The 25,068-nt window shown below is 65.6% G+C and carries 17 protein-coding genes; 14 read left to right on the top strand and 3 right to left on the bottom strand.

What is annotated here, in order from left to right; all coding sequences use genetic code 11:
• Window positions 1–25 precede the first annotated feature (25 nt).
• Together guaA and guaB are read right to left on the bottom strand one after the other, a co-directional pair.
• The gene (gene guaA, locus HY699_15150; GenBank protein MBI4517142.1) at window positions 26–1,552 is read right to left on the bottom strand and encodes a glutamine-hydrolyzing GMP synthase; all 1,527 of its coding nucleotides are present in this window, start codon (window positions 1,550–1,552) and stop codon (window positions 26–28) included.
• A 160-nt stretch (window positions 1,553–1,712) separates the two neighbouring features.
• Window positions 1,713–3,182, bottom strand: a complete 1,470-nt coding sequence (guaB, locus tag HY699_15145) for an IMP dehydrogenase (GenBank protein MBI4517141.1) — start codon at window positions 3,180–3,182, stop codon at window positions 1,713–1,715.
• A gap of 356 nt (window positions 3,183–3,538) precedes the next feature.
• Here guaB and HY699_15140 point away from each other — a divergent pair, with 356 nt between their 5' ends.
• The 5 genes from HY699_15140 (at window position 3,539) to HY699_15120 (ending at window position 5,930) form a co-directional block, all read left to right on the top strand.
• The gene (locus HY699_15140; GenBank protein ID MBI4517140.1) at window positions 3,539–4,054 is read left to right on the top strand and encodes a gamma carbonic anhydrase family protein; all 516 of its coding nucleotides are present in this window, start codon (window positions 3,539–3,541) and stop codon (window positions 4,052–4,054) included.
• A 65-nt stretch (window positions 4,055–4,119) separates the two neighbouring features.
• Window positions 4,120–4,323 carry a hypothetical protein gene (locus HY699_15135; protein ID MBI4517139.1) on the top strand — a complete coding sequence of 68 codons (204 nt, stop codon included), beginning with the start codon at window positions 4,120–4,122 and terminating at the stop codon, window positions 4,321–4,323.
• A gap of 8 nt (window positions 4,324–4,331) precedes the next feature.
• Window positions 4,332–4,841 (top strand): NUDIX hydrolase, encoded by a 510-nt coding sequence (locus tag HY699_15130; protein MBI4517138.1) that lies wholly within the window; start codon window positions 4,332–4,334, stop codon window positions 4,839–4,841.
• Complete coding sequence (pgeF, locus tag HY699_15125; protein ID MBI4517137.1) at window positions 4,774–5,601, top strand: peptidoglycan editing factor PgeF; 828 nt, start codon at window positions 4,774–4,776, stop codon at window positions 5,599–5,601. Before HY699_15130 ends, pgeF begins: the two co-directional genes overlap by 68 nt.
• Window positions 5,602–5,654: 53 nt before the next feature.
• Window positions 5,655–5,930, top strand: coding sequence for a hypothetical protein (locus HY699_15120; GenBank protein ID MBI4517136.1), 276 nt, complete (start codon window positions 5,655–5,657; stop codon window positions 5,928–5,930).
• A gap of 21 nt (window positions 5,931–5,951) precedes the next feature.
• Here HY699_15120 and HY699_15115 read toward each other — a convergent pair whose 3' ends face one another.
• A complete protein-coding gene (locus tag HY699_15115; GenBank protein MBI4517135.1) occupies window positions 5,952–8,150 on the bottom strand; it encodes a UvrD-helicase domain-containing protein in 2,199 nt (732 codons plus the stop codon).
• Between the two features lie 121 nt (window positions 8,151–8,271).
• On the opposite strand from HY699_15115, the gene HY699_15110 reads away from it, so the two are divergent.
• From HY699_15110 to HY699_15070, 9 genes are all read left to right on the top strand, one after another.
• Window positions 8,272–8,874, top strand: coding sequence for an RlmE family RNA methyltransferase (locus tag HY699_15110; GenBank protein MBI4517134.1), 603 nt, complete (start codon window positions 8,272–8,274; stop codon window positions 8,872–8,874).
• A gap of 314 nt (window positions 8,875–9,188) precedes the next feature.
• Entirely contained in the window at window positions 9,189–10,307 is a 1,119-nt protein-coding gene (gene pilM / locus HY699_15105) for a type IV pilus assembly protein PilM (GenBank protein MBI4517133.1), read from the top strand.
• Window positions 10,304–10,921: a PilN domain-containing protein gene (locus tag HY699_15100; protein ID MBI4517132.1), complete on the top strand. Its 618-nt coding sequence runs from the start codon at window positions 10,304–10,306 to the stop codon at window positions 10,919–10,921. Before pilM ends, HY699_15100 begins: the two co-directional genes overlap by 4 nt.
• Entirely contained in the window at window positions 10,918–11,535 is a 618-nt protein-coding gene (locus tag HY699_15095; GenBank protein MBI4517131.1) for a type 4a pilus biogenesis protein PilO, read from the top strand. Before HY699_15100 ends, HY699_15095 begins: the two co-directional genes overlap by 4 nt.
• Window positions 11,532–12,023, top strand: coding sequence for a pilus assembly protein PilP (locus HY699_15090; protein ID MBI4517130.1), 492 nt, complete (start codon window positions 11,532–11,534; stop codon window positions 12,021–12,023). The genes HY699_15095 and HY699_15090 overlap by 4 nt, the downstream gene beginning before the upstream one ends.
• A gap of 104 nt (window positions 12,024–12,127) precedes the next feature.
• Window positions 12,128–14,149, top strand: a complete 2,022-nt coding sequence (gene pilQ / locus HY699_15085; protein ID MBI4517129.1) for a type IV pilus secretin PilQ — start codon at window positions 12,128–12,130, stop codon at window positions 14,147–14,149.
• Window positions 14,150–14,194: 45 nt separating this feature from the next.
• Complete coding sequence (locus HY699_15080; protein ID MBI4517128.1) at window positions 14,195–15,430, top strand: 3-dehydroquinate synthase; 1,236 nt, start codon at window positions 14,195–14,197, stop codon at window positions 15,428–15,430.
• Between the two features lie 23 nt (window positions 15,431–15,453).
• On the top strand, window positions 15,454–16,053 hold the full coding sequence (locus HY699_15075; GenBank protein MBI4517127.1) for a hypothetical protein: 600 nt from the start codon (window positions 15,454–15,456) through the stop codon (window positions 16,051–16,053).
• Between the two features lie 44 nt (window positions 16,054–16,097).
• Window positions 16,098–25,055 (top strand): Ig-like domain-containing protein, encoded by an 8,958-nt coding sequence (locus tag HY699_15070; protein MBI4517126.1) that lies wholly within the window; start codon window positions 16,098–16,100, stop codon window positions 25,053–25,055.
• Window positions 25,056–25,068: the final 13 nt, after the last annotated feature.

Here is a 25,068-nt window from a genome sequence, read left to right as displayed (position 1 = left end):
CCACTCCTCCCCCAGGTGCACGGTTTCACTCCCACTCGATCGTTGCCGGCGGCTTGGATGAGATGTCGTAGACTACGCGATTGACGCCGCGGACTTCGTTGATGATGCGGCTCGAAAGGCGCGCCAGCAACTCGGCGGGCAGCCGCGCCCAGTCGGCAGTCATGCCATCGAGGCTGTTGACGGCGCGCAGCGCCAGCACGTTTTCGTAAGTGCGTTCGTCGCCCATGACGCCGACGGTCTTCACCGGCAGCAGTACCGCGAACGCCTGCCAGAGCTTGTCGTACCAGCCGGCGGCGCGAATCTCTTCGTCGACGATGGCGTCGGCTTGTTGCAACACCGCCACCCGCTCGGCGGTCACCGCACCGATGATGCGGATGGCCAGGCCCGGGCCGGGAAAGGGGTGGCGGCCGACGATCTCGGGCGGAATGCCGAGGACCTGGCCGAGCTCGCGCACCTCGTCCTTGAACAGCTCGCGCAACGGCTCGATCAGCTCCAGCTGCATACGTTCCGGTAAGCCGCCGACGTTGTGGTGGCTCTTGATGGTGGCGGAGGGGCCTTTGAATGACACCGATTCAATCACATCGGGGTAGAGCGTGCCTTGGGCGAGGAAGCGCACGTTCTTCAGTTCGCGCGCCCGTTGCTCGAACACCTCGATGAAGGTGGCGCCGATGATGCGGCGTTTCTTTTCCGGGTCTTCGACCCCGGCGAGGCGTTTGAGAAACAGCGCCGTCGCATCGACCGCTTCGACCCGGAAATGGAAGCGGTCGCGCAGCAGGCGCATGACCCGCGTCGCCTCGTCGCGCCGCAGCACGCCGTTGTCGACGAAGATGCACGTGAGTTGGTCGCCGAAGGCGTGGTGGAGCAGGGCGGCGACCACGGTGGAGTCGACGCCGCCGCTGAGGGCGCAGACCACGCCGGCATTGCCGACGCGCGCGCGTAGCTGCGTGCTCTCGCGGGCTACGAAGTTCTCCATCGTCCAGTCGTCGCGAGCGTGGCAGATGTTGAAGAGGAAGTTGGCGAGGATTCGGCGGCCGTCGCGGGTGTGCACCACTTCGGGATGGAATTGCAGGCCGAAGAGGCGGCCACTGGCATCACGGCCGGCGGCGATGGGCGCATTGGCGGTGTGCGCCAGGCGGTGCCAGCCCTGCGGCAGGCGCTCCATGCGGTCGCCGTGACTCATCCACACCGGTGTATCGGCCGCCAACCCGGCGAACAGATCGGCGCGGTCGTCGATGCACAGCTCGGCCGGGCCATACTCGCGCCGCTGGGCTTTGGCGACCTCGCCGCCGCGCTGTTGCACCATGACGCCCATGCCGTAGCAGATACCGAGCACCGGCACTCCCAAGTCGAGCAGCTGGGGAGCGGAAATCGGCGCGCCCTCGGCGTACACGCTCGCCGGGCCGCCGGAGAGAATGATGCCTTCCGGCTGCATCGCCGCGATGCGCTCGGGCGAAAGCGAATACGGGTGGATCTCGCAGTAGACCTTGGCCTCGCGCACCCGGCGGGCGATCAGCTGCGTGTACTGGGAGCCGAAGTCGAGGATGAGGATCATCGGCTCCTCGATTGCGGATTTATGTTCTTCAATTTCACCGCCCCACCCCGACCCTTCGAATCCTCATACCGCCTTCCAGCGCCACGCTGCAACCCGCCTTCCAGCGCCACGCTGCAACGGCGCGCCGGCTGCAATCGAAAGCCAACAATCGTAAGCCTGCTCACTCCCGCCGGTAGTTCGGCGCCTCTTTGGTGATGAACACGTCGTGGACGTGGCTCTCCTGGAGCGAGGCGTTGGTGATCTTCATGAAGCGGGCATGGGCGTGGAGGTCGGCGATGGTGCGGCAGCCGCAGTAGCCCATGCCCGCCTGCAGTCCGCCGACGAGCTGATTGACGATGAAGGACAGCGGGCCTTTGTGCGGCACGCGGCCCTCGATGCCTTCGGGCACCAGCTTGAGTTGTTCGGCCTCGTCGTCTTGCATGTAGCGGTTGCGGCTGCCCTCGCGCTCGCGCATGGCTTCGAGCGAGCCCATGCCGCGATAGAGCTTATAGGTGCGGCCCTGGTAGAGGATGGTTTCGCCCGGGCTCTCCTCGGTGCCGGCGAACAGGCTGCCGATCATCACCGAGTGCGCCCCTGCGGCCAGCGCCTTGGTGATGTCGCCGGAGAACTTGATGCCGCCGTCGGCGACCACCGGGATGTCGTAGTCGCGGGCGACCTTCAGGCACTCGGCGATGGCGGTGAGCTGGGGCACGCCGACGCCGGAGATCACGCGGGTGGTGCAAATCGAGGCCGGACCCATGCCGACCTTGATGGCATCCGCGCCGGCGCGGGCGAGCGCGCGCGCGCCTTCCACCGTGGCGACGTTGCCGGCCACGACGTCCACCTTGGGGAAGAGCGCTTTGATTTCCTGCAACGTCTCGATGACGTTGGCCGAGTGTCCATGAGCGGTGTCGATGACCAGAACATCGGCGCCGGCGCGCACCGCGGCTTCGGCGCGGGTTTGCCGGTCGGGTCCGGTGCCGATCGCCGCCCCGACCCGCAGCCGGCCCAGCTCGTCCTTGCAGGCGTTGGGAAACTGCGCCGCCTTCTGAATGTCCTTTACCGTCAGCAAGCCCTTCAGCCGCCCCTCATCGTCGACGATCAGCAGCTTCTCGATGCGGTGGCGATGGAGCAGCTCTTTGGCGGCCTCGCGATCGATACCGGGCTTGCCGGTGATGAGGTTGTCCTTGGTCATGACCTCGGCGACCTTGCGCTCGAGCCGCTTTTCGAAGCGCAGATCACGATTAGTGAGGATGCCGACCAGGCGCCCGTCCTTCACCACCGGTAGGCCGGAGATTTGGTGGCGGTGCATGACCGCGAGCGCGTCGGCGATTTGCTGATCCGGGTGCACCGTCACCGGGTCGAGAACGATGCCGCTTTCCGATTTCTTCACCTTCTCGACCTGGCGGGCCTGTTCCTCCACCACCAGATTGCGATGGATGACCCCGAGCCCGCCTTCCTGCGCCATGGCGATGGCGGTGCGCCACTCGGTCACCGTGTCCATCGCTGCGCTCGCCAGCGGAATCTTCAACGACACCCGGCGCGAGAAGCGGGTCGAGATGTCGGCTTCGCGCGGCAGGAAGGTCGACTCCCCGGGGAGCAGCAAGACGTCATCGAAGGTCAGCCCTTCGGGCATGTCGTAGGTGAACATGGTTACCTCCAAGCCGGGGCCCCGGCACTGGCGCGGAGTAGGAGGCGGCGGCAGGTATGGGGGGCAGCTGCGAGCGCCAACACGCCGTTGGGTGTCGGCTCAGGCGCGGCCGTGCACCTTGGGGCAGCGATAATCTCGGTCGTAATAGGAACCATGCGGTCTCGTAGCAAAACGCTACCGGTGTGGCAAGGGTCACCTTGCCGCCCCAACATCTTGTGGTTGCGCGGTGTGTCCACCCCGCGATTTGTCGCCGCCTGCCTCCATCTGCTAAGCGCAGAGCGATGAACCAGCCGGGGGAGTCGCTCGGCCCAAAGTGGGTGGCGTAGTGCAACGCGGCGGCATGCTGGTGTACGGATATGATCTACCCGTTTGACGGCAAGTACCCGCAGCTGGACGCCAGCGTGTACGCACACCGCAGTGCTTTGGTCATCGGCGACGTGGTCGTCGGTGCGCAGTCGAGCTTGTGGCCGAACGTGGTGGTGCGCGGTGACGTCTACCCGATCCGCATCGGTGCGCGCACCAACATCCAGGACAACTCGACCGTGCATGTTACTGGCGGCCGTTTTGCTACCGTGATCGGCGATGAGGTCACCGCCGGGCACAACGTGGTGCGGCACGGCTGCACCATCGGTAGCTGCTGTCTCATCGGGATCGGAGCGATCATCCTCGACGGGGTGGAGATCGGAGAGAATTGCCTGGTGGGCGCCGGCGCCTTGGTGACGCCGGGGACGAAGGTGGCGGCGCGCCAGTTGGTGCTGGGCAGCCCGGCGAAAGCGGTGCGAGAGCTGAGCGCGGAGGAGGTCGAGAAGCTGCGGCATTCGGCGCAGAACTACGTCGAGCACGCCGCCCACTACCGGGCGCAGGGGCTCTGAGGGCCGGGCCGCGGGGGCACTGGTGCTGGCGATTGCCTTCCGGTATCTGTTGGCAGGAGATTCTGATGGCCAAACGAATTGTGACTAGTTTTTCTCGCGCCGGCTTCCCGAGCTCCGAGCAGATCGATGAAGAAGGCCAGGCCAAGCCCTGCGTCTACGGGGTGCGTTGGGTCAATGTCGACACGATCGCAACCATCCGGCGCCACGGCGGCCGCCGCACTGACCCCAAAGGCAGCCCCCTCCCCGAGCCGGCAAACGACCCGGGCTGAGGCGCAAGATGAGCGATGGGCCGCGGCATTGTCTACTTTGCGGCGGAACGTTGGGCTTGCGCCAGCTCAAGGCGAGTGAGCCGGCACGGCTGGTGTGCGGCGCTTGCGGCTATGTGCACTACCTGGATCCGAAGGTCGCGGCGTGCGTCATTTGCAGTGTTGACGGCAAAGTCGTCTTGTTGCGCCGCGCGATCAAGCCGAGTTACGGCCGGTGGGTATTTCCGGGTGGCTTCATGGATCGGGGTGAACGGGTGGAGGATGCGGCCGTGCGCGAGGCGCGCGAGGAGGTCAACGTCGAGGTTCGCCTGCGCCGTCTGCTGAACGTGTATTCGTACGCCGGCCAGCCGGTTGTGGTAGTGGTCTATGTCGGCGATATCGTTGCCGGCGAGCCGGGGGCGGGCGATGAGGCGCTTGAAGTGCGGGCCTTTGCGGCTAACGAGATACCCTGGGATGAGTTGGCGTTTCCGAGCACGCGGGCGGCGTTGCGGGAGTACTTCGGGTTGTCGCGTGACGGCTGAATTGGCGTACCTGTCAGTGCCGGGATGGCTAGAGCTGACCGGTCTGGTGCACCGCTTCTACGGGCGGCCGGGCGGCACTAGTGCCGGGGCGTTCGCCGGTCTCAACCTTTCGGAGAGCGTAGGGGACGACCCGGCGGCGGTGGAAGAAAACCGCCGGCGGGTGGCGGCGGTTCTGCCCGGCGGCAGCCGGTTGGTGTGGATGCGTCAAGAGCACGGCCAGCGCGTACTGCGCGTCGACGAGCCGGTTGCTGATGCGGGTGCGGCCGATGGCATGGTGACGGCGATGCCGGGCGCCGTCTTGACCATCTTGACGGCGGATTGCGTGCCGATCCTGCTGGTGGCGCGGCGGCGGCGGGTGGCGGCGGTGGTGCACGCCGGCTGGCGCGGTACGCTGGCCGGTATCGTGACGCGGGCGGTCGAGCTGATGCAACAAGAGTTCGGCGCCGAGCGGGCGGAGCTGGAGGCGGCGCTCGGCCCGGCGATCGGGGGCTGTTGTTACGAGGTCGAACGCGAGATTGGCGAGCAGTTCGTTGCCCGCTGGGGCGCCTTGCCTGAGGATGGTTGGCGGCGCGAGGGCGCGCGCGGAAAGTTCGATCTGCGCGCGGCCAACCGCCGGCTCTTGGAGGCCGCGGGTCTGGCCGCGCAGGGCATCCACACCGTGGGTCCGTGCACGCGCTGTGCCGGTGACCGGTATTTCTCGCACCGCGGATCGGGTGGGCGCACTGGCCGCCAGCTCAGTTGCATCGGCTGGGTGGCTTGAGTTGTCAGGCTGACCGCCGCTTGTTACACTCCGCGGCGAAGGGAGATTACGCGATGAAGCGACTAACTGTGACGTTGCTGCTAGCCCTGGCGTTGAGTTCACCGGCCACCGCCGCGTGGGCGGAGGGCCAACCGCTCCCTCAGAGTGACGACTACGACGACTCGCAGGCGCATCCGCTGCGCATCGCCGGGTACTTGCTGCACCCGATCGGCTACACCTTCGAGTGGCTGCTGTTCCGGCCGATCCACCGGCTGGTGTCGCAGCCGGGTCTGGCACAAGTGTTCGGCCATCGCGCCCACGGCGATGACGCCGCAGTGGGCGCACGCTGACAGCTGGGCCCCGGCCGGGCTTTACGACAGCATTTCCAGCTGCGCAAAGCGCTGCAGCAGTTTGCGGCTGCCGCCACGTTCGAACAAGACCGTGAGCTTGCACTGATCGCCGCTGCCTTCGATGCGGCGGATTACCCCCACCCCGAACTCCTGATGACGCACGCGCATACCCAGCCGCAGGCCGTTGGCGGCGCTGGGCCGAGGCGGTAACGGCCGCCGGCTCGTGCGCGTGGCCGCGCCGGTGAGCTGAGAGTAGGAGTAGTCGATCGTTGGTTCGTCGCCCGGCGCCGCGAACTCGCTGCGGCGCTCGCTGCGCTGCTCGAGCAGGCGTGCGGGTATCTCGGTGAGAAAGCGTGAGGGGGAGTTGTGGTGCGTGCGCCCGAACAAGTGGCGCTCGCTGGCGTGGAGCAGATAGAGGCAGCGCCGGGCGCGGGTCATGCCGACGTAGCAGAGCCGGCGCTCTTCCTCGATCGCGTCGGGGCTTTCGAGCGAGCGCTCGTGCGGGAACAATCCCTCCTCGGCGCCGATGATGAACACCACCGGGAACTCCAGCCCTTTTGAATTGTGGAGGGTCATCAGCGTGACGCGATCGGGAGCGGCGTTGAAGCCGTCGAGGTCGGTGACCAGCGCCATCTGTTCGAGAAACGCGGTCAGGCCGGTCTCTGTACTCTGGGCATCGAATTGCTCGGTCACCGTCAGCAACTCGCGGACGTTGTCGGCCCGCGATTCTGCCTCGGGTGTGGCTTCAGCCTGCAGGCGATCGAGGTAGCCGGTATCGTCGATCACCCGGCGCAACAGCGGCGTGACCGCGCCGCGATCGATTTCACGCAGTTGGCGCATCGTGGCGGCGAAGGCGGCGACGCGGGTGGCGGCGGCGGTGGAGAGTCCTGCGGCGGTAGTGGGATCGAGGATGACTTCGAAGAGCGGGCGGTCTTGCGCCTTGGCGGCGTTGGTCAGGGCCTCGACCGTCGTGGCGCCGATGCCGCGCGACGGCGTGTTGATGATGCGTAGCAGGCTGACGGCGTCGCGCGGATTGGCCAGCACGCGCAGGTACGCCAGCAGGTCCTTGACCTCCTTGCGCTCGTAGAACCGCATGCCGCCGACCATGGCGTAGGGGAGGCCGGCGCGCGCCAACTCGTCTTCGAGCGCGCGCGACTGGGCGTTGGTGCGATAGAACACCGCCACGTCGCCAAGCGCGTGGCCGCGGCGGCGCAACTGCCCGATTTCGTCGCACACGAAGCGCGCCTCGCCGCGTTCATCGGCGGCCGAGAACAGCGTCACCGGGCTGCCGGCGCCGTTCTCCGTCCACAGCGTCTTACCTTTGCGGCCGCGGTTGTTGGTGATTACGGCGCCGGCGGCATCGAGGATGGTTTGGGTCGAGCGGTAATTCTGCTCCAGGCGGATGACGCGGGCGGTCGGGAAATCGCGCTCGAAATCGAGGATGTTGCGGATATCGGCCCCGCGCCAGCGGTAAATTGATTGGTCGTCGTCGCCGACCACGCAGGCGTTGTTGTGGGCGGCGGCGAGCTGGCGCACCAAGAGATACTGCGCGCGGTTGGTGTCCTGGAACTCGTCCACCATGAGATAGCGCAAGCGCTGCCGGTAGAGCTCCAGGACCTCGGGGTGGTTGCGAAACAACTCGAGCGTACGCAGGAGCAGATCGCCGAAGTCGAGCGCGGCGTTGGCGGCGAGCAGCTGCTGGTAGCGCTGATACGCCTGCGCCACGCGTTGGTTGAAGGAATCCGCCGCCCGTTGCAGCAGGTCGTCGGGGCTCCAGGCGTCGTTCTTGGCGCGATCAACGGCGTGGAGTAACTGCGCGGGAGGGAACAGCTGCTCGCTCAAGTTCAAGTCGCCGGCGGCTCGCCGCATGACCGCGAGTTGATCGGTGTCGTCGTAGATCGCGAAGTCGCGCGGCAGGCTGAGCCGGTCGGCGTGACGGCGGAGCAGGCGGGCACAGAGTGAGTGGAAGGTTGCCAGCCACGGCACCGACTGGATCTTGAGCAGCTGGCGGACGCGCTCGCGCATCTCCCCGGCGGCTTTGTTGGTGAACGTCACGGCGCAAATCTGCTCGGGCGCGACCCCGGCGCTGCGCACCAGGTAGGCGAACCGGTGCGTGAGCACTCGGGTCTTACCGCTGCCGGCGCCGGCCAATACCAGCAGCGGCCCTTCGGTATGCAGCACCGCCTGGCGTTGGGCGGCGTTGAGCGTATCCAGGTTCATCGTGGCGGCGCACTGTACCAGCCGAGAGTGCCAGTTCAAGGTGACGGCAGGCGCTTGCGCCGATTTCGTGCGCTGGCGGCGAGCTTGAACCGCTCGACCGGATCGGGTTAGCCTCGGCGGTGTGTATCGCCGCAAGGACTCATTCTACACGCGCGCCAAGGCCGCCGGCTATCGCTCGCGCGCGGCCTACAAGCTGATCGAACTCGATCAGCGTTTTCGGCTACTGCGCCCCGGTGATCGGGTGGTCGATCTCGGCGCATGGCCGGGTGGGTGGCTGCAGGTGGCGGCGCAACGAGTCAGTGCGCGGGGTCGGGTGGTGGGCGTCGACCTCAAGCCGATTGACCCGCTGGCGCCGCCGGTGGTGTGTCTGACCGGGGATTTACGCAAAGTCGAAACCCTGGCGCTGATCCGCGAGCGCTGCGGCGGCGCGGCCGACGTGGTGCTCTCCGACATGGCGCCGCAGCTCAGTGGCGTGCGGGAAGCGGACAGGGCGCGTGCCGCCGAGCTGGTCGAGATTGCGCTGGCTGCTGCCGAAGCGGTGCTGCGCCCGGACGGGCGCTTGCTGGTGAAGTTGTTTCAGGGTGAGGAGACCGCTGGATGGCTGCTGCGGCTGCGCCAGCGCTTCTCCTCGGTGAAAGCGACGCGGCCAGAAGCGACTCGATCCGGCTCGGCAGAACTGTATGTCGTTGCCCTCGGCTTCCGTGCCCAGGGGCAGCCGAGCTGAAATTCTAGATTTGCAGACTTGTTCTCGCTCCCGGAGGGGCGAGGCGAAGTGTCGGAATTCGTACACATCTTCGCCAACTTTGTCGTCGCGATGGGAACAGCTGGCCACCGGCACGTGGATTTGTAGCCGGCGGCCGAGTGGCGCGATTTTGGCATTGATCCGGCGGGCGCGAGCGGAGCACCCACTCGCTTTGCGATCTGAGGAGCAGACTGATTGTTGACAAGGCAGATGCGCCCGATCAATACTCCAGCCGGCGATAAAACTTCGTTGTCGCAAAGCTGGTGCTGTGCGGGATTGGGGGTTTGAAGGGGTTCATGGCAACGGGAGCGGACTGGAAGAAACGGATCGGGCGTCTGTTCACGGTCTCTCTGTCGGACCTTAATCCGTTCAAGCGGGAGGAGCAGTACGTCGCTGTCGATATCGGATCGAACACGATCAAGATCGTCGAAGTGCGATCCGGCGCCGGGCAAGTGCAGGTGGTCGCGGCAGGTTCCCTGCCGATGCCGAGTTCAGCGATTCAGAGTAACATGGTCAATGACCCGGCTGCAGTTGCCGAGGTGCTGAGGGCCTTGGTCGAGAGCAAGGGCGTGCGGGGCACCAGGGCGATCACCGCCGTTCCCGGCCCGGCTGTGATTATCAAGCGCGTGACTCTGCCGAGCCAAAGCGCGCAGGAACTCGAGAACACGATTCTGTTCGAGGCCGGTAACTTCATCCCGGAGGACCTCGATAACGTCAACCTGGATTACCAGATCACGGATTACGTTGAAGACGGCAAGCGCATGGACGTGCTGCTGGTCGCGGCCAAGAAGGACATCGTCAGCAGCTACGCCGAGACTGTGCGCGCAGCCGGGCTGACGCCGGTGGTGGTCGACGTTGACTATTTCGCGCTCGAAAACATGTTCGAGCTCAACTACGAGCCGCCGCCCGATCGCGTCATTGCGCTGGTGAACGTCGGGGCGCGGTTCTCGTCGATCAACATCTTGCGCTCGGGTCGATCGACCTTCACCGGCGATGTACCGGTCGGGGGGCGGGATATCACCGATGCGCTGGTGCGCGACTTGGGCGTCGAGGCGGAAGTGGCCGAGCGGCTCAAAGCTGGCGAAGTCGTCGAGGGGATCGATCCGGAACAGGTGGCAGTGGCCATGGGGCCAGCTGCCGACACCTTGATCGACGAAATCCATCACGCCTTGAGTTTCTTCTGGACGGCTGCGACCGATGAAACCATCAACGAGGTCTACCTCAGCGGCGGTGCTGCCCGCATGCCTGATCTGGGGGAGCGCTTGAGTCAGCGCATCGAGGTGCCGGTGGTGGTGGCTGACCCGCTGGCGCGGGTGACACTGACCCCCACGCTGGAGGCGGAGGGGTTCCGCCAGCATGGGCCGGAATTCGCGGTGGCAATGGGACTGGCCGTGCGCCGGCCGGATGACAAATGATCCGGATTAACCTTCTTCCGCTCAAGGAAACCCAGCGCGCGGTTGGGCAGCGCCAACAGGTCTCGCTCGCCCTGCTTACGCTCAGTGTGGCCGTCCTCGTCATGGTCATTCCGGGGGTGTTGCAAAGTCGCAAGCTGAGTCGCTTGAGTGAGCAGATGCAAGGGATCGAGAAGGAAATCGCGCGACTCAACGAGCTGACCCGCGAGGCCAAAGACCTCGATCATAAGAAGCAAGAGCTGCTAGCCAAGCTGAGAGTCATCGATGACCTCAACCAAAAGCGGGTCGGCCCAGTGCACGTGCTCGATGGGCTGAGTGCCGCGGCCCCGGAAAAGCTCTGGCTGGTTGATTTCACCGAGAACAAGGGCGCGGCGTCGATGATCGGCATGGCGCTGGACAACCAGACGATAGCGCTGTTCTTGCGCCAACTGGGCCAGTCGCCCTATTTCTTCAATGTTGACCTGGTGGAGTCCAGCCAGAGTCAGCCGACCGGGGCGGGAGCCGATCCTGCCGCCGGCGGTCTCAAGCGGTTCATTATTCGCGCCAACATCGACTATTTCGGCCGGGCTGGGAAGACCGAGTCCGCCGCCAACGGGGCCGCCGGTAAGCAGCCATGAACGAGTTGCTCGCACGCATCTTCGAGATGCCACCGCGCCAGCGCGTGCTCCTGCTGGTCGGCGGCGTCGGCGCGTTGCTCTTCCTCTACCTTTACTTCTGGTACTGGCCCAACGCCGACGCGATCGCCGAGAAAGAGACCAAGATCGAGGACCTGACCCGTGAGCGCGACAAGAAGGCCGCGCTCGCCGGCAATCTGGAGCTGGCGCGCAAGACCGTGGCCGACCTGAACGCCGCGCTGAAGCAGGCGGTGGCACAGCTGCCCGACACCAAGGAGATCCCCGACCTGCTCAGCAGTATCTCCTCGGTCGGGCGTGAGGCCGGGCTAGATGTGATCCAGTTCCGCCAGCGCGAAGAGCAGCCGATCGATTTCTACGCCGAAGTGCCGGTCGAGATCGTGGTGCGCGGAACCTTTCACCAGATGGCGGCCTTCTTCGACCAGGTCAGCCGCCTGACGCGAATCGTCAACATGTCGAACATCGGCATGAAGATCCCGACGAAGGCCGAACGCGACGTCGTGCTCGACACTTCGTGTACCGCCACGACGTTCCGCTTCCTCGATGAGGCCGAGCGCGAACGGATCGCCAAAGAGCGCGAGAAGAAGGCCAAGTCATGAGAGGCGCAGCGGCGGTGATTGTGCTGATTCTGGCGGTGGTGCCGATGGCGGCGGCCCAGGCTGTCGCGCCGACGCCTCCGGCCGAGACCGAGATCGCACCGCGTCCGGTGGTCGGCGCTCCACCGTACGACCCGACCGGCAAGCGCGATCCGTTCCGGCCATTCATCATCGATGTACGCGAAGCCAGCCCGAACGAGCCGCTGACACCGCTTCAGCGTTACGATGTGGGCCAGCTGTTGGTGGTGGCGGTGCTCTGGGAAGTCAGCCCGCCCCGCGCCATGGTCGAGGACAGCATCGGTATGGGGTACATCGTGACGGTGGGCACGCCCATCGGGCGGCGCAGTGGTGTGGTGAAGGCGATCGAGCCCAGCCGGGTGGTGGTCGAGGAACGGGTGATCGATTTCTACGGCCAAGAGCAGACCGCTGAAGTGGTGATGGAATTGCCGGGCGACAAGGGCACCAAGCAGAAGGCGCGGGAGCGAGAATGATGCGAGGCGGGTGTTGGAAATACGCGGTTTGTGCCGGTGGGATCGGCGCGCTAGTAATCAGCGCCGGCTGTGCGCGGCCTCCGGTCGTCGTCGAGACCGAACCGATGGCTGAAGCCACCACCGCACAAGATACGGCCCTGGTTAGCGAAGCCATTCCGCCGGCCCCTGAGGCCGTCGCAGTTCCGCCGGGGACTGCGCCGGTGGCGGCGCCAGCGGCGGTGACGGTGCGCGAGATCAAGGTCATCGAAGACAACGGCCAGCGCGGCGTCTTCGTCAAGCTGAGCGGTCCCCCGGCAGGGTTGAGCCATTTTGTCCTGGAGAACCCGAGCCGCATCGTGGTTGACGTTGCCGGCGCCGGGGCGAGCGCGCCCAGCGCCAAGCGCTTTGCCGTCTCCGACGCGGTGATCGCGCAAGTCCGTTTGGCCCAGCACGATGCCAGCCTGCGCCTGACCATCGAGTTGCGCGGCAAGTCGATTCCCGCTTACACCGTCAACGACCTCAATGATACCGTGATCGCTTTTCTGGGCGAGCCCCAGGGCAACGCCGAGCCGGTGCGCGAACAAGTGGTGTTCAGCCAACGTCCGATCGAGCTGGCACAGGCGGCGCCAGAAGAAGCCCCGCCGCGTAGCCGGCCGGCGGCAGCGGCGCGCCCGGCAGCGCGCGTGATAGAAGCGGAGCCGACGCCTCGTTCGAGCGATCCGTTTGAACGTATGGGCGAACGCCGCACTTACAGCGGGCCGCATGTGTCGCTCGACTTCAAGGATGCCGACGTCCACAACGTGCTGCGCTTGCTCGCCGAAGTCAGCAAGCTGAACATCGTGGCCACCGAGGACGTGAAGGGCAAGGTGACGCTGCGGTTGTTCGACGTCCCTTGGGATCAGGCGCTCGACATCATTTTGCAGGTGCTGTCGTTGGAGAGCGTGCAGGAGGGCAACGTCATCCGGATTTCCACCGTCAGCCGGCTGCGGGCAGAACGCGAAGAGCTGCGCCGCGCACAAGAGGCCTCGCGGGCGGTGGAACCGCTGCGGGTGGAGTACATCCGCATCAATTACGCCAAGGCGGTCAAGCTGGCCGACATCGTCAGCGGCACCGCCCGTCAGGGCGGCGGCGGTCGCGGGGGGGAAGGTGGTATCCTGACTTCGCGTGGCAGCGTGCTGGTGGACGAATTCACCAATACATTGATCGTGCGTGACGTGCAGCGCGGGATCGACAACGCCCGCGAACTGGTGCGCCAACTCGACGTGCAAACACCGCAGATTTTGATCGAGTCGAACATCGTCGAGGCGACCTCGGACTTCGCCCGCTCACTCGGTGTGCAGTGGGGGTACCGCGCCTCGGTTGGGCCGCAGACCGGTACGACAACGGGGGCGAACTTCCCCGGCACCATTGGCGTCGGCGGCTCCGGACTCGGCCTGGGGCAGCTCAGCGTGCCGTTTATCGCCGACTTTCCGGCGGGCGGCAACTTCGGTCCCGGTGCCGGTGGCGCGCTCGATCTGGCGCTGGGCTCGCTCAACGGGGCGCACGCGCTCGATGCGCGCATTACGGCTTTGCAGGAAAAGGGCAAGGCCAAGATCGTCTCGCGACCGCGAGTCGTTACGCTCAACAACGTTCCGGCGACGATCAAGAGCCTCACCATTATCCGCGTCAAGCTGCCCAGCACGGGCACGGTCATCAACACCGGCGCCGGCGGCGCGGCCGGCAGCGCCAGCACGGCGACCGAGAAGATCGAAACCGGTATCACCTTGGTGGTGACGCCGCAGGTGTCCTCGGACGGCTACATCCTGCTCGACATGTTCGCCAAGTCGAGCCAGGCCGATTTCACCCGGACCGTCGATCAAATTCCCACCGAGATCAGCCGTGAAGCTAACTCACACGTGCTGATCAAGGACGGACAAACGGTGGTTCTGGGCGGCATCTACCGCGATCAACTCAATGATCAAGGACGATCGATTCCATTTGTTTCCGATATCCCGGGGCTCAGCTGGCTGTTCAGCAATGCTACCCGCTCGGATCGCCGCGAGGACCTGCTGGTGTTCATGACCCCGCGCGTGTTGGGCAGCGTCCACCCCTCCCTGCCCACGGCCGCCGAGCTGTGGGAACACCGCGCCGAGGGCGCTTTGCAGTGAGGGCGCCGACGACGACTACCGCGGCGGGCGCGATGCGTGTGACCAATGACGAGAGTGAGCTGCAACGGTGTGGCAGAGACAGCGGGCGCCGCGAGCCGCTGTGGCACCGCGGCTTGCGCCGCGCCCAGGTGCCGGCCGGCTGGCGATGGAGTGAGTGTGATCGAACTGAGCACGACAGTCAGTGAGGCAAGGTTGCACGTGCCGACTGAGACCGTCACCGTCGAGTTGCGCGAGCGTTCTTACCCGATCGTGATCGGCGCCGATTTGCTCGCGGACCTCGGCAATCGGCTGCGCGCGCTGCAGCTGGATGCCAAGATCGCCGTGGTCACTAATCCGATCGTCGGTCAGCTCTATAGTGCGCGTCTGGTGGACGGCCTGAGCGCCGCCGGATTCAAGCCGACGGTCATCGAAATCCCTGCTGGCGAAGAGCACAAGAACTTCGCCTGGCTGACCTTCCTCTATGACCGGCTGCTCGCTGCTCGCATGGAGCGGCGCTCGGCCATCGTTGCCCTCGGCGGTGGTGTCATCGGCGACCTCGCTGGCTTTGCGGCGGCGACGTTCTTGCGCGGCGTGCCGCTAGTGCAAGTGCCGACCACGCTACTGGCGCAGGTTGACGCCAGCGTCGGCGGCAAGACCGCAATCAATCACCCGGGCGGGAAGAACCTGATCGGCGCCTTCTACCAGCCGCGGCTGGTGTTGATTGACGTCGGCACGCTGCGCTCGCTGCCGCGGCGCGAGTTCGTCGCCGGCTTGGCCGAGGTGATCAAGTACGGGGTGATCCTTTCGCCGGAATTGTTCGACTTGCTGGAGCAGGAGCTGGCGCGCGTGCTGGCGTTGGATGCCGCCTTGCTCACTGAGATTATTCGCGTCGCCTGCACGCTCAAGGCGATGGTGGTCGGCGAGGATGAGCGCGAGATGGGTCTGCGCTCGATCCTCAATTTCGGTCATACCCTCGGCCACGCGGTCGAGAGCCTAACGGAATACAAGCGGTTTTTGCATGGCGAGGCGGTAGCTATAGGTATGGCATTTGCCGCTCGCCTGTCGCATGGGCGCGGCCATTGTAGCGAAGCAACGGCCGCCCGCGTGGTGCGCTTGCTCAAGCGCGCCGGGCTACCGGTGGAAATTCCGCGCCAGGTGCTGGGCCGGCATTTGGCCCTGGCGATCGAGGCCGACAAGAAAGTATCGGGTGGCAAGATCAAGTTCGTCTGCATCAGCGAAATCGGGCGCACCCTGTTCGACCAACTCGGGGCCGCCGAGATCGCGCAGTCGGCGATGCGGTGAGGGGCAACAGACACGGAGGGGTCATGAGGTGGCTGTACAAGATAGCGGTAGTGGCGCTGGTGGCGGCGATGATGGGCTGTGGCGGCGACGCCGGCGATCGGGCGGTGTTGCGGTTCCTCGGGTTTGATAACCCCGACAACGGCCAGCCGGACACGGTGAATCAGACGTCTGCGGCGGTCGATATCTTCCCCGGGTTGTGTTCCGACGGCAGCTACGAGCCGTTCACGGAAACGGAAGCGGTGGCCACGTTCATCAATAACAGCGGCTCGGACATCCAGCTTGATACGATCACGGTTGCGATCCCCGACTCGGGCGTGGCGACGATCACTCAGCACGTCAGCCAGACCATCACGGGTGGCCGGTGCGGCGGCTCGGGCGGCAAGCGCTGCGCGATAGATGAGGAGTGCGCCGTGGGCACGGCGCCGGGCACGTGCACGCACCAAGAGTCACAGGTGACCTTCAAGTTGTTCGATATCGAGACCAAACTGCTGGTAAGTGCAGGAGTCTACAACGTTTCGGTGACTTTTTCCGGTGAAGACTTGAGCGCGGAGCGCTTCACGGTGCGCGAGGGACTGCGGGTGACCTTCGCGAATTTCGACGGCTGCTCGTCGGGTGGGCAGTAGGAGTGCGCCCCCGTGCAGCCTGGCGAAGTCGGGAGGAACGACTGATGATCCGACGGGTGGTTGGGAACCTCGGGTTGGCGTTGCTAGCGCTCACCTTGGTCGCGTGCGGCGGCGGCGGGAGCGACAACGGCGGCGGTGGTGGTGGTGGCAATCCCACCCCGGATACTCGCAATCAAGTCACCGATGCCAGCGGGCGGCTGACACTGGCGGTCGAATCGGTGACCTTCAGTGGCGGCGATTCGATCGACTTTACCGTCACCGTACGCGACCGTAGTGGGCGGCCACGTGCGGACGTTCCGGTCGCGGTCACCGGCAGCGCCGGTCTGGCGGTGAGCTTTGACGACAACATCACCGGCGAGAACGGGCAGGCCAGCGGCGCGGTTAGCAGTACCTCGCTCGGGTTGGCGAGTTTGGCGGCCGAAGTGCCCACCGAAGTGCAGGGCGAGAAGGTGCGCGTTTACATCAACATGTTGGTCCTACAGGCGACGCAGGCGCCGGGACAACCGACGCCGACGCCGCTGCCGGGGCAGAACACCCCGACGCCCTTGCCGGCCTCGCTGGTGCGCAACATCGTGCTGGAGACTCGGCCATTTTCGGTCAGCGCCGCCGCCGGCGGCTCGATCGGGGTGACGGCGATCGCTTTTGACGCCGACAATCAGCCGGTGAATAACGTCGAGATACTCTTCGATTTTTCTCCCAAACAGGGAGTGTTGCGACCGCCGACTGCAGTTACGCGAACGGTGGACGGACAACCCGGCATCGCCCAGACGACGATCACCTACGAGCCCGGCACCGCCTCGGCGGGTAAAGTCACCGTGAGCGCGTCGGCTGGGGGCGTCGAGGGCGTAATCGATTTCGATATCGTGGCGGGTGCCAGCCAGAAGCCGGCGGCAACGCTGCTCATGCAGAGCGACACCAATACCATCGGCACCGAAAGCGGCGGCCAGGCCACAATCAGCGCCGTGGTGTTTGATGCTGACAACAATCCGATCAACGACGTCAACGTGCTGTTTCTGACGCCGGTTGGTGAGATGCTGCCGCTGACCGTGAAAACAAGCGTGGTCGGTACGCAGGCCGGAGTGGCGCGTAGCGCCTTGCGCATTCCCGCGGGCACGCCGGTGAAACGCTCGGGCGATAATATCCTGCCCTACGAGATATCGGCCCGCGCCGGCGGAGTCAGCGGCACAATCGACATATACGTGGTACCGGGCCGTGGCACCGGTGGCGGCATCGGCAACGGCGGGACTCCCGGTGAGCCGGCCAGCATCACGCTCGGGGCCAGCCCTAGCCGTGTGCGCGCTCGCGGCGCGGGCGGCCGCGAACTGGCGTCCGTAACCGCGACGGTGTTCGATAACAACGGCAACCGCCTGAAGGATGCTCCGGTAACTTTCGCCGTCGTGGAACCTAGCGCCAGCGGGGCGATGATGCTGCCCAACAACGACGGCACTCTGACGCAGCTGACCGATTCCGCCGGCAGTGCGCTGATTCAGATGCGCTCAGGCTCGGGCCTCGGCTCGGTGACTGTGCGGGCCGAGGTGCCGACTGAGCTTGGCGTCGGTACCGAGGACTGTCAGGTGCCGGCTAATGCCGGCCGCCAGTGTGTCTTTGCAACTAAGCCGCTGGTGACTGTGACCTCGGGGAACCCCGGGCGGGTGAGCCTGGTGATCAATGACGTCTCGATCGACCTCAACGATGGCGCGCGGCTCACAACCGTGTCGGCGATCATTACCGACGCGCAAGGCAATATCGTTGAGGACGGTACCCCGGCATTCTTCGAGGTCCTGGTTGACCCGAACGATCCCACCGACCCGGCGCGGCGGCTGGGGATGCAGGGCTTCTCTGCGACCAACGATGCGCCGCCGTGCGACGTCAGCCAGTTCACGGTACAGACCGGGCTCCCGGTTATCCCGGAGCCCGGCGATGCGATCACCTGCCTGAAATTCCCCCCCAACATGGCCGGGACCACGTTCCGCGCACGGGCGGAGTCGCAGGGGGTGGATGTGACCGAAACCCTGCAACTGCCGGGTGCGATCAGTAGTCTCATCTTGCGCGCACAGCCGGCAAAGGTGCTGGTAACGGCGACCGAATCCGCCAGCGTTCAGCTCACCGCCGAGGCCCTCGATCGCGGTGGACTGCCGGCGCGCAACGCGTTGCTGCGCTTCTTGGCGGAGGTGGGTACGTTCGATGATGGGGCGCTCGCTTACACCGATGCCTCTGGACTAGCTACCGTGGCGCTTACCATCCCCGCCGGCACCAGCGCGGGGTTCGCCACCGTTACCGTGTTCGGCGGCGGGGTGACGGCTGCAGCCGGACCAGACCTCGCTGTTGAAATCGTCAACCAAAGCGGTAGCAGCGGGCCGGCGGGAACGCCGCAAAGCCTCGAGTTCGTCGGCAGCAACCCCGCAAGCATTGGCGTGCGTGGCTCCGGCTTCCCCGAACAAGCGGTGGTGTCGTTCAGGGTCATCGATAGCCTCGGCACACCGCTGAGCGGGGTGACGGTGCGGTTCCGTATTACCGGCATCGGCGGCGAGACCATCACTCCGGCGCAGGATACCACTGACGCCAACGGCATCGCCCAGGTCGCGATCAACAGCGGTAGCCGCGCGGCCCCGATCCGCATCACTGCCTCGGTCGACAAGGATAACAACGGAACGATCGACATCGTGACCCAGTCCGACGCCGTCAGCGTGGTCGGCGCGCCGCCGACCTACAGTCGCTTCAGCCTGGCCGCGCGGTTCCTTAATGTCGCCGGCCGTGTAACTTTCGGCTTGGAGGACACCATCAGCGCCTTCCTCAACGACCGCTTCGGCAACCCCGTGCCCCCGGGCACCGCGGTCAGTTTCTTCACCAACGGCGCCAGCGTCGTCGATGCCCAACCGACCACCGCCGCCGGCCGCGCGGAAGGTACGTTGATGTCCGAAGGCAAGGGCGAGGGCCTGCCGCCCACCGGCATCATCACTGTGCTGGGCGTCACGCGCGGCGAGGAGCCGTTCGTGGACGCCAACGGCAACGGCGTCTACGATTTCGGCGAGCCGTTCACCGACATCGCCGAGCCGTTCATTGATTACAACGGCAATGGGCGGTTCGATCCGCCCGAGGTCCTCGTCGACACTAATGGCAACGGCCGCTACGACAGCGGCGAGACCTACGAAGACAAGAACAGCAACGGGCAATACGATGATCACCGCTACGAGCAGTTCATCGATTTGAACGATAACGAACTTTGGGACGACGCCCAGAGCGCGGGCGAGTGGCAGAGCGATGCGATGATCTTTGCCACTATCGACGTGACTTTCTCCGCCCACACCATCGTCTTCTTGAGCCCGTCCACTTTCCAGATCCGCGACGGCGGTAGCCAAACGTTCCAACTGTTTGTCGGCGACATCAACGCCAACCCCTTGGTCGGCGGTTCAACCGTGAACTTCTCGGTCGAAGGCTCCGACGCCAAATTGGTCGGTGTCCCCAGTTCGATCCGTTTGCCTGATGCCGAGACATTCAATGCCCTCATCCCCGGCCTCAACCAGTTCCAATTCCGGGTGGTTGATAACAACCCCGGCAAGCGCACGACCGAGCAGGTGGTGGCGGTCAACATCGATGTGCGCTCCGAAGGGAGCGGCGGCCTTGCCCCCGGCGGGAACGGAAGCGTGTTCACTTCGGCCGTCGGCGTGCTAGAGGCCGCCGCCACGCCGGTGCCGACAGCAACGCCGACGAACACCCCGACGCCGACGGCGACGCCGACCGAGACCCCGACGGCTACCCCGACGCCGACGCCAACGAATACTCCGACGGCGACGCCGACCAACACCCCGACGGCGACGCCGACGAACACCCCGACGGCGACCCCAACAGCGACGCCGACCAACACCGCGACCTCGACGCCGACCAACACGCCGCCGCCACACTCGCTGGCGTTCGTCAGCGCCGCGCCGTCGAGCATCGGTGTGCGCGGCTCCGGTCTGCCCGAACAGGCGACCTTGACGTTCCAGGTGACCGACGCCCTGGCGCATCCGATTCCCGGTATCGCGGTCCAGTTCAGCTTGACTTCGCTGGGCGGCGAGAACGTTTCGCCGGCGCAGGCGACGAGTGACGCTGCCGGTCTGGTCCAAACCGTGCTGACCAGCGGACAGCGCGCGACCGCCGTCCGTGTCACTGCCAGTGTCGTGGGCCGTCCGGGGATCACCGCCCAATCCACCGCCGTCACCGTCGCCGGCGCCCCGCCCGCCTTCAGCCGCCTCAGCGCGGCACCGCAGTTCGCCAATATCGCCGGCCGCGTCACGCTCGGGATCGAGAACCCGATCACGGCGTTCTTGAATGACCGCTTCGGCAACGTGGTGCCGCGCGGCACCAGTGTCGCCTTCTTGACCAACGGCGGCAGCGTCATCGATATCACACCGACCAACGCCCAAGGCCGCGCCACCGCGACCCTGGTGAGCGAAGGCGGCGCAATTCCGCCTGACGGCATTATTCGCGTGCTCCTGATTACACGCGGTGAAGAGCCGTTCAGTGATACCAACGGCAACGGCGTCTACGACGAGGGTGAACCGTTCACCGATATCCCCGAGCCGTTTATCGACGTCAACGGCAACGGCCAATACGATGCAGACAACGCCTTCGAGATGTTCGTCGATACCAACGCCAACGGCGAGTGGGACGACGTGCAAGACGGCGCGGTCTGGAACGGCGACGCGCTGATCTGGACCGTCGTGCCGGTGACCTTCTCCGGCCACACCATCGTCGAACTGCTACACGAGGAGGCGCCGGACGAATTCGTCGAGGACACCTTCTCTATCCCAGACGGGGGCAACCTGCGCTTCCGCTTGATCGTGCGTGACCAGGACGGCAACCCGATCGTCGGCGGCTCGAAAGTGGCAGTCAAGCTCACTGGTAATGTGCGGCTGCGAAACCTCAGCGACAGCTTCACCATCCCTGACGGGCAGAGCCTCGATCCTGAGAACAAGCTGATCGAAGGCCTAAACCAATTCTCCTTCGTGCTCGAAGACACGCAGCTCGGTACCGTCACCGACGAGCGGGTCACCGTGGAAATCGCCGTTACTTCCGATCCGGTCGCCGTCGCTCCCGGCGGCAATGGCTCGGTTGGCATCGCGGTGACGGGTACCAACCTGGCGCAGCCGACTCCAACACCGACAGAGACCTTCACGGCGCAGGCGACCCGTACGCCCACACGGACCCAGCCGCCGCCCACAGTCACCGGCACTCCGACGATTACGGCCACAGCCACGGCCACCGCCACCGCGACCAGCACGCCGGTGGCGCGCGCACTCACCTTTGTGAGCGTGGTACCGGCCAGCATCGGCGTGCATGGCTCCGGCTTGCCCGAACAGGCGACCTTGACCTTCCGCGTCACCGATGCCTTCGCGCAACCGATTGCAGGCGTGGCGGTGCAATTCGCAGTCACTTCGCTGGGCGGCGAGACCGTTGCCCCAGAGGAAGCCACCTCCGACGCCGACGGCCTGGTGCAAACCATACTCACCAGCGGCGTGCGCGCTACGGCGGTGCGAGTGACCGCCTCGGTCGTGAGCAACCCCACCGTCCAAGCGCAGTCGACGGTCGTCAACATCTCCGGCGGACTGCCGGCGGCAAACCGCTTCAGCCTCGCGCCGCAATTCGTGAACATTGCCGGCCGGGTGACTTTCGGCCTGCAAGATGTGGTGACGGCGTTCCTCAACGATCGCTACGGTAATGCAGTGCCGGCCGGGACGGCGGTCACCTTCCAGAGTAACTACGCCAGCCTGGTCGATATCACCACCACCGACGCGCAAGGACGCGCCCGCGCGACCTTGCTGAGCGAGGGGGTGTCGCCGCCTGACGGCATCGTCACCTTGCTCGCCTACACCCGTGGCGAGAAGGCTTTCGAGGACCTCAACGGTAACGGTGTCCCGGACATTGGCGAGCCCGTGACCCCGCTGCCCGAGCCGTTCTTCGACGAGAACGCCAACGGTGTGCGTGACGCCGGCGAGAACTTCGTTGACTTGGACAACGATGGCCTGTGGGATGCGGATCAAGCGCCGGTCGGCCAGTTCAGCGATCAAGCCCTGGTGTTCGATAGCTTCCGTGTCACCTTCTCGGCACCGACGCGGCTAACGCTCGAGCCGAGCAGCTTCATCATTCCGGACGGCGGCTCACAGAGCTTCATTGTGACGCTCGCCGACCGTGACAACAACCCGTTGGTTGGCGGCACTAGGGTGGATATTGTCGTAGGCGGCGGCGTGACCCTGCAAGGTCCGTCGAGCTTCACCCTGGCGGACGCCGAGTCGTTCGGTGCGACCATCAACGGCTTGAACCGATTCACTTTCGCGGTGGTCGATTCGCAGCCGGGTCAAGGTGATGCAGGGCAGCCGATCACCGTGAGCGTGACCGTGACCTCGCCGATCAGCGGCACGGCCCCGGGCGGCAACGGCGACGCCAATGCCTTCAGCAGCGGCACGCTGCTGGCGGTGCCGACGCCGACGTTCACCACCACACCGACCAATACACCGACACCGACGTTCACCCCGACGCCGACGTTTACACCGACACCGACGTTCACCTTCACGAACACGCCGACCTGGACCAACACGCCGACGGCGACCTTCACGGTGACGCCGACGAATACGCCGACGTTCACCCCGACTATCACCCCGACGCCGACGCCGGGGGCGGCCTTCATCCACGTGGCCTTGTTCGTCAATCAGGCGAGCAACAACGGTGACGGGACGCTCAGCAGTGTCATCAGCGCTCTGGTCACCGATGCCAGCGGCGTGGCTATCGGCGACGATGTTCCGGTGCAGTTCAGCCTGGTGACGCCGATTGCCGGGGTCTCGGTAACCAGCCCCGGCTACACCAACCAGCCGGCGCCGTGTACGCTCAGCTTCACGGTCGTGCCGCAGCCCGGTGATGCGCTGTCGTGCGTCAAGTACAGCCAGAGCCTGCAAGGTACCGCCGTAACCATCCGCGCTCAGGTGCAAACGGCCGGCGGCTCCTTCATTTTCGACACGCGATTGATCACGCTGCCCGATCTGCGCCCGACGGCGACGCCGACCAATACCGCTACGCCGACGGCCACGCCGACGGCTACGCCAACTAGTACGCCGACGCGGACGCCGACCGACACCCCGACGGCGACCCCGACGGCAACACCCACGTTCACCCCGACCAGCACTCCGACAGTTACGGCAACCGCGACGCCGGAAGCTGCGTTCATTGAGTTGGATCTGATTGACACTCAGGCCAGCGCCAACGGCGATGGCACCTACAGCACGGTGATCGGTGCCCTGGTAACCACCGCCACCGGCGCAGTGGTTGGCGACGGTGTCGCGGTCGAGTTCAGCATCGTCGGCCCAGTGGCCGGCGTCTCCGTCACCAGCCCGGGCTACACCAATCAAGCGCCGCCGTGCACGCTCAGCTTCACGGTCGTACCACAGCCCGGCGACGCCTTGTCCTGCGTGAAGTACGTGCAGAGCCTGTCGGGCACGAGCATAACGATTCAGGCCCGGGTGCAGCGCGCCGATAGCAGCTACATCACTACTCAGCGCGTGATTACCCTGCCGGATCTGCGGCCAACGCCGACAGCGACGCGTACCGGAACCTTGCCGGCGACAAATACGCCGACGAATACGGGTACGCCAACCCGCACGGCCACCCCGACCAACACGCCGACCGACACGCCGACGGCGACCCCGACAAATACCCCCACCATTACGGCAACACCATCGCCCAAGTCGGTCCAATTCGTCAGTGCCACCCCCGCCGCCATCGGTGTTCGCGGTTCCGGCCTGCCCGAGCAGTCGGTGCTGGCGTTCCTGGTAACGGATGCCGGCGGTAACCCGATCTCCGGCATTCCGGTGACCTTCACGCTGACCGGGCTCGGCACAGAAAGCATTGATCCGCCGAGCGCGGTCACTGACGCCGATGGTGAGGCGCGGACAACCCTGACCAGCGGTACGCGTGCGGGCACGGTTCTCGTAACCGCGACCGTGGGCAGCTTCTCGGCCCCGGGCACGGTGTCGATTCTGGGTGCGCCACCGTCACAAAACCGCTTCAGCCTGGCCGCCCAGAAGGCGAATATCGCCGGCCGTGTGTCGCTGGGGATCACCAACACGATCAGCGCTTACGTCAACGATCGCTTCGGCAACGCGGTGCCGCCGGGAACCGCTGTCAGCTTCATCAGTAATGCGGCCAGCGTGGTCAACCCGACAACCACCGACAACTCGGGTATTGCCACCGTCACGCTGATCAGCGAATCGTTGACCAGTCAGGGCTCGCCGCCGACTCAGCCTACCGGCATCGTGTCGATCTTGGCGTTCACGCGCGGCGAGGAGAGCTTCCTCGACAACAACGGCAACGGCACCTTCAACGTTGGCGACACGATCGTTACCGATAACGTGCCGGAGCCGTTCCTCGACTTCCGGCCGCGGCCGGCGGCGCTGGCCGGCGGCGGTCCGGACGATTCGGCCTGCTCGGTGTCGGCGCCGAACGCCAAGTGCAACAATGCCTTCGATAGCGGCAAGCCGTTCGAGCTGTTCGTCGATACCGTACCGCTAAGCGGCACCTGGACCACGCAGGGCACCGCCAGCAGCTGGGATAGTAACATTCTGGTGTCGGGCAGCCTGGCAGTCACTTTCTCTGGGCCGCTGGCGAGTCCGACGACGCTGTGTAGCCCGGCCGGCGCAGGTTGCAGCAACGGGCCGCCGGTGACTTTCAATATCCCCAATGCCGGCGCGCAGGCGTTCACCCTGCGGGTGCACGACGACCTCCGCAACCCGCTCGAGGGTGGCTCCACGATTGTCATCGCGGCCACGGTGGGGGAGATCACGGGCGGATCAATCACCATCCCCGACGGGCAGTCGTTCAACCAATTCGTGGCGGGCCTGAACGAGTTCACCTTCGTGGTGGCGGATCCGGACCCGACGGCGTCTACAGCGCAGGCTACGAGTATTGCCGTCACCGTCACCTCGACCAACGGCAGCGGTACATTCATCGTGGCGAGCGGGACCATTAACTAGGAGAGAGCTGGGT

It is taken from the genome of Deltaproteobacteria bacterium (genome assembly GCA_016210005.1).
GTDB lineage: Bacteria > Desulfobacterota > Binatia > HRBIN30 > JACQVA1 > JACQVA1.
This window is presented reverse-complemented; position numbering and strand designations above follow the sequence as displayed.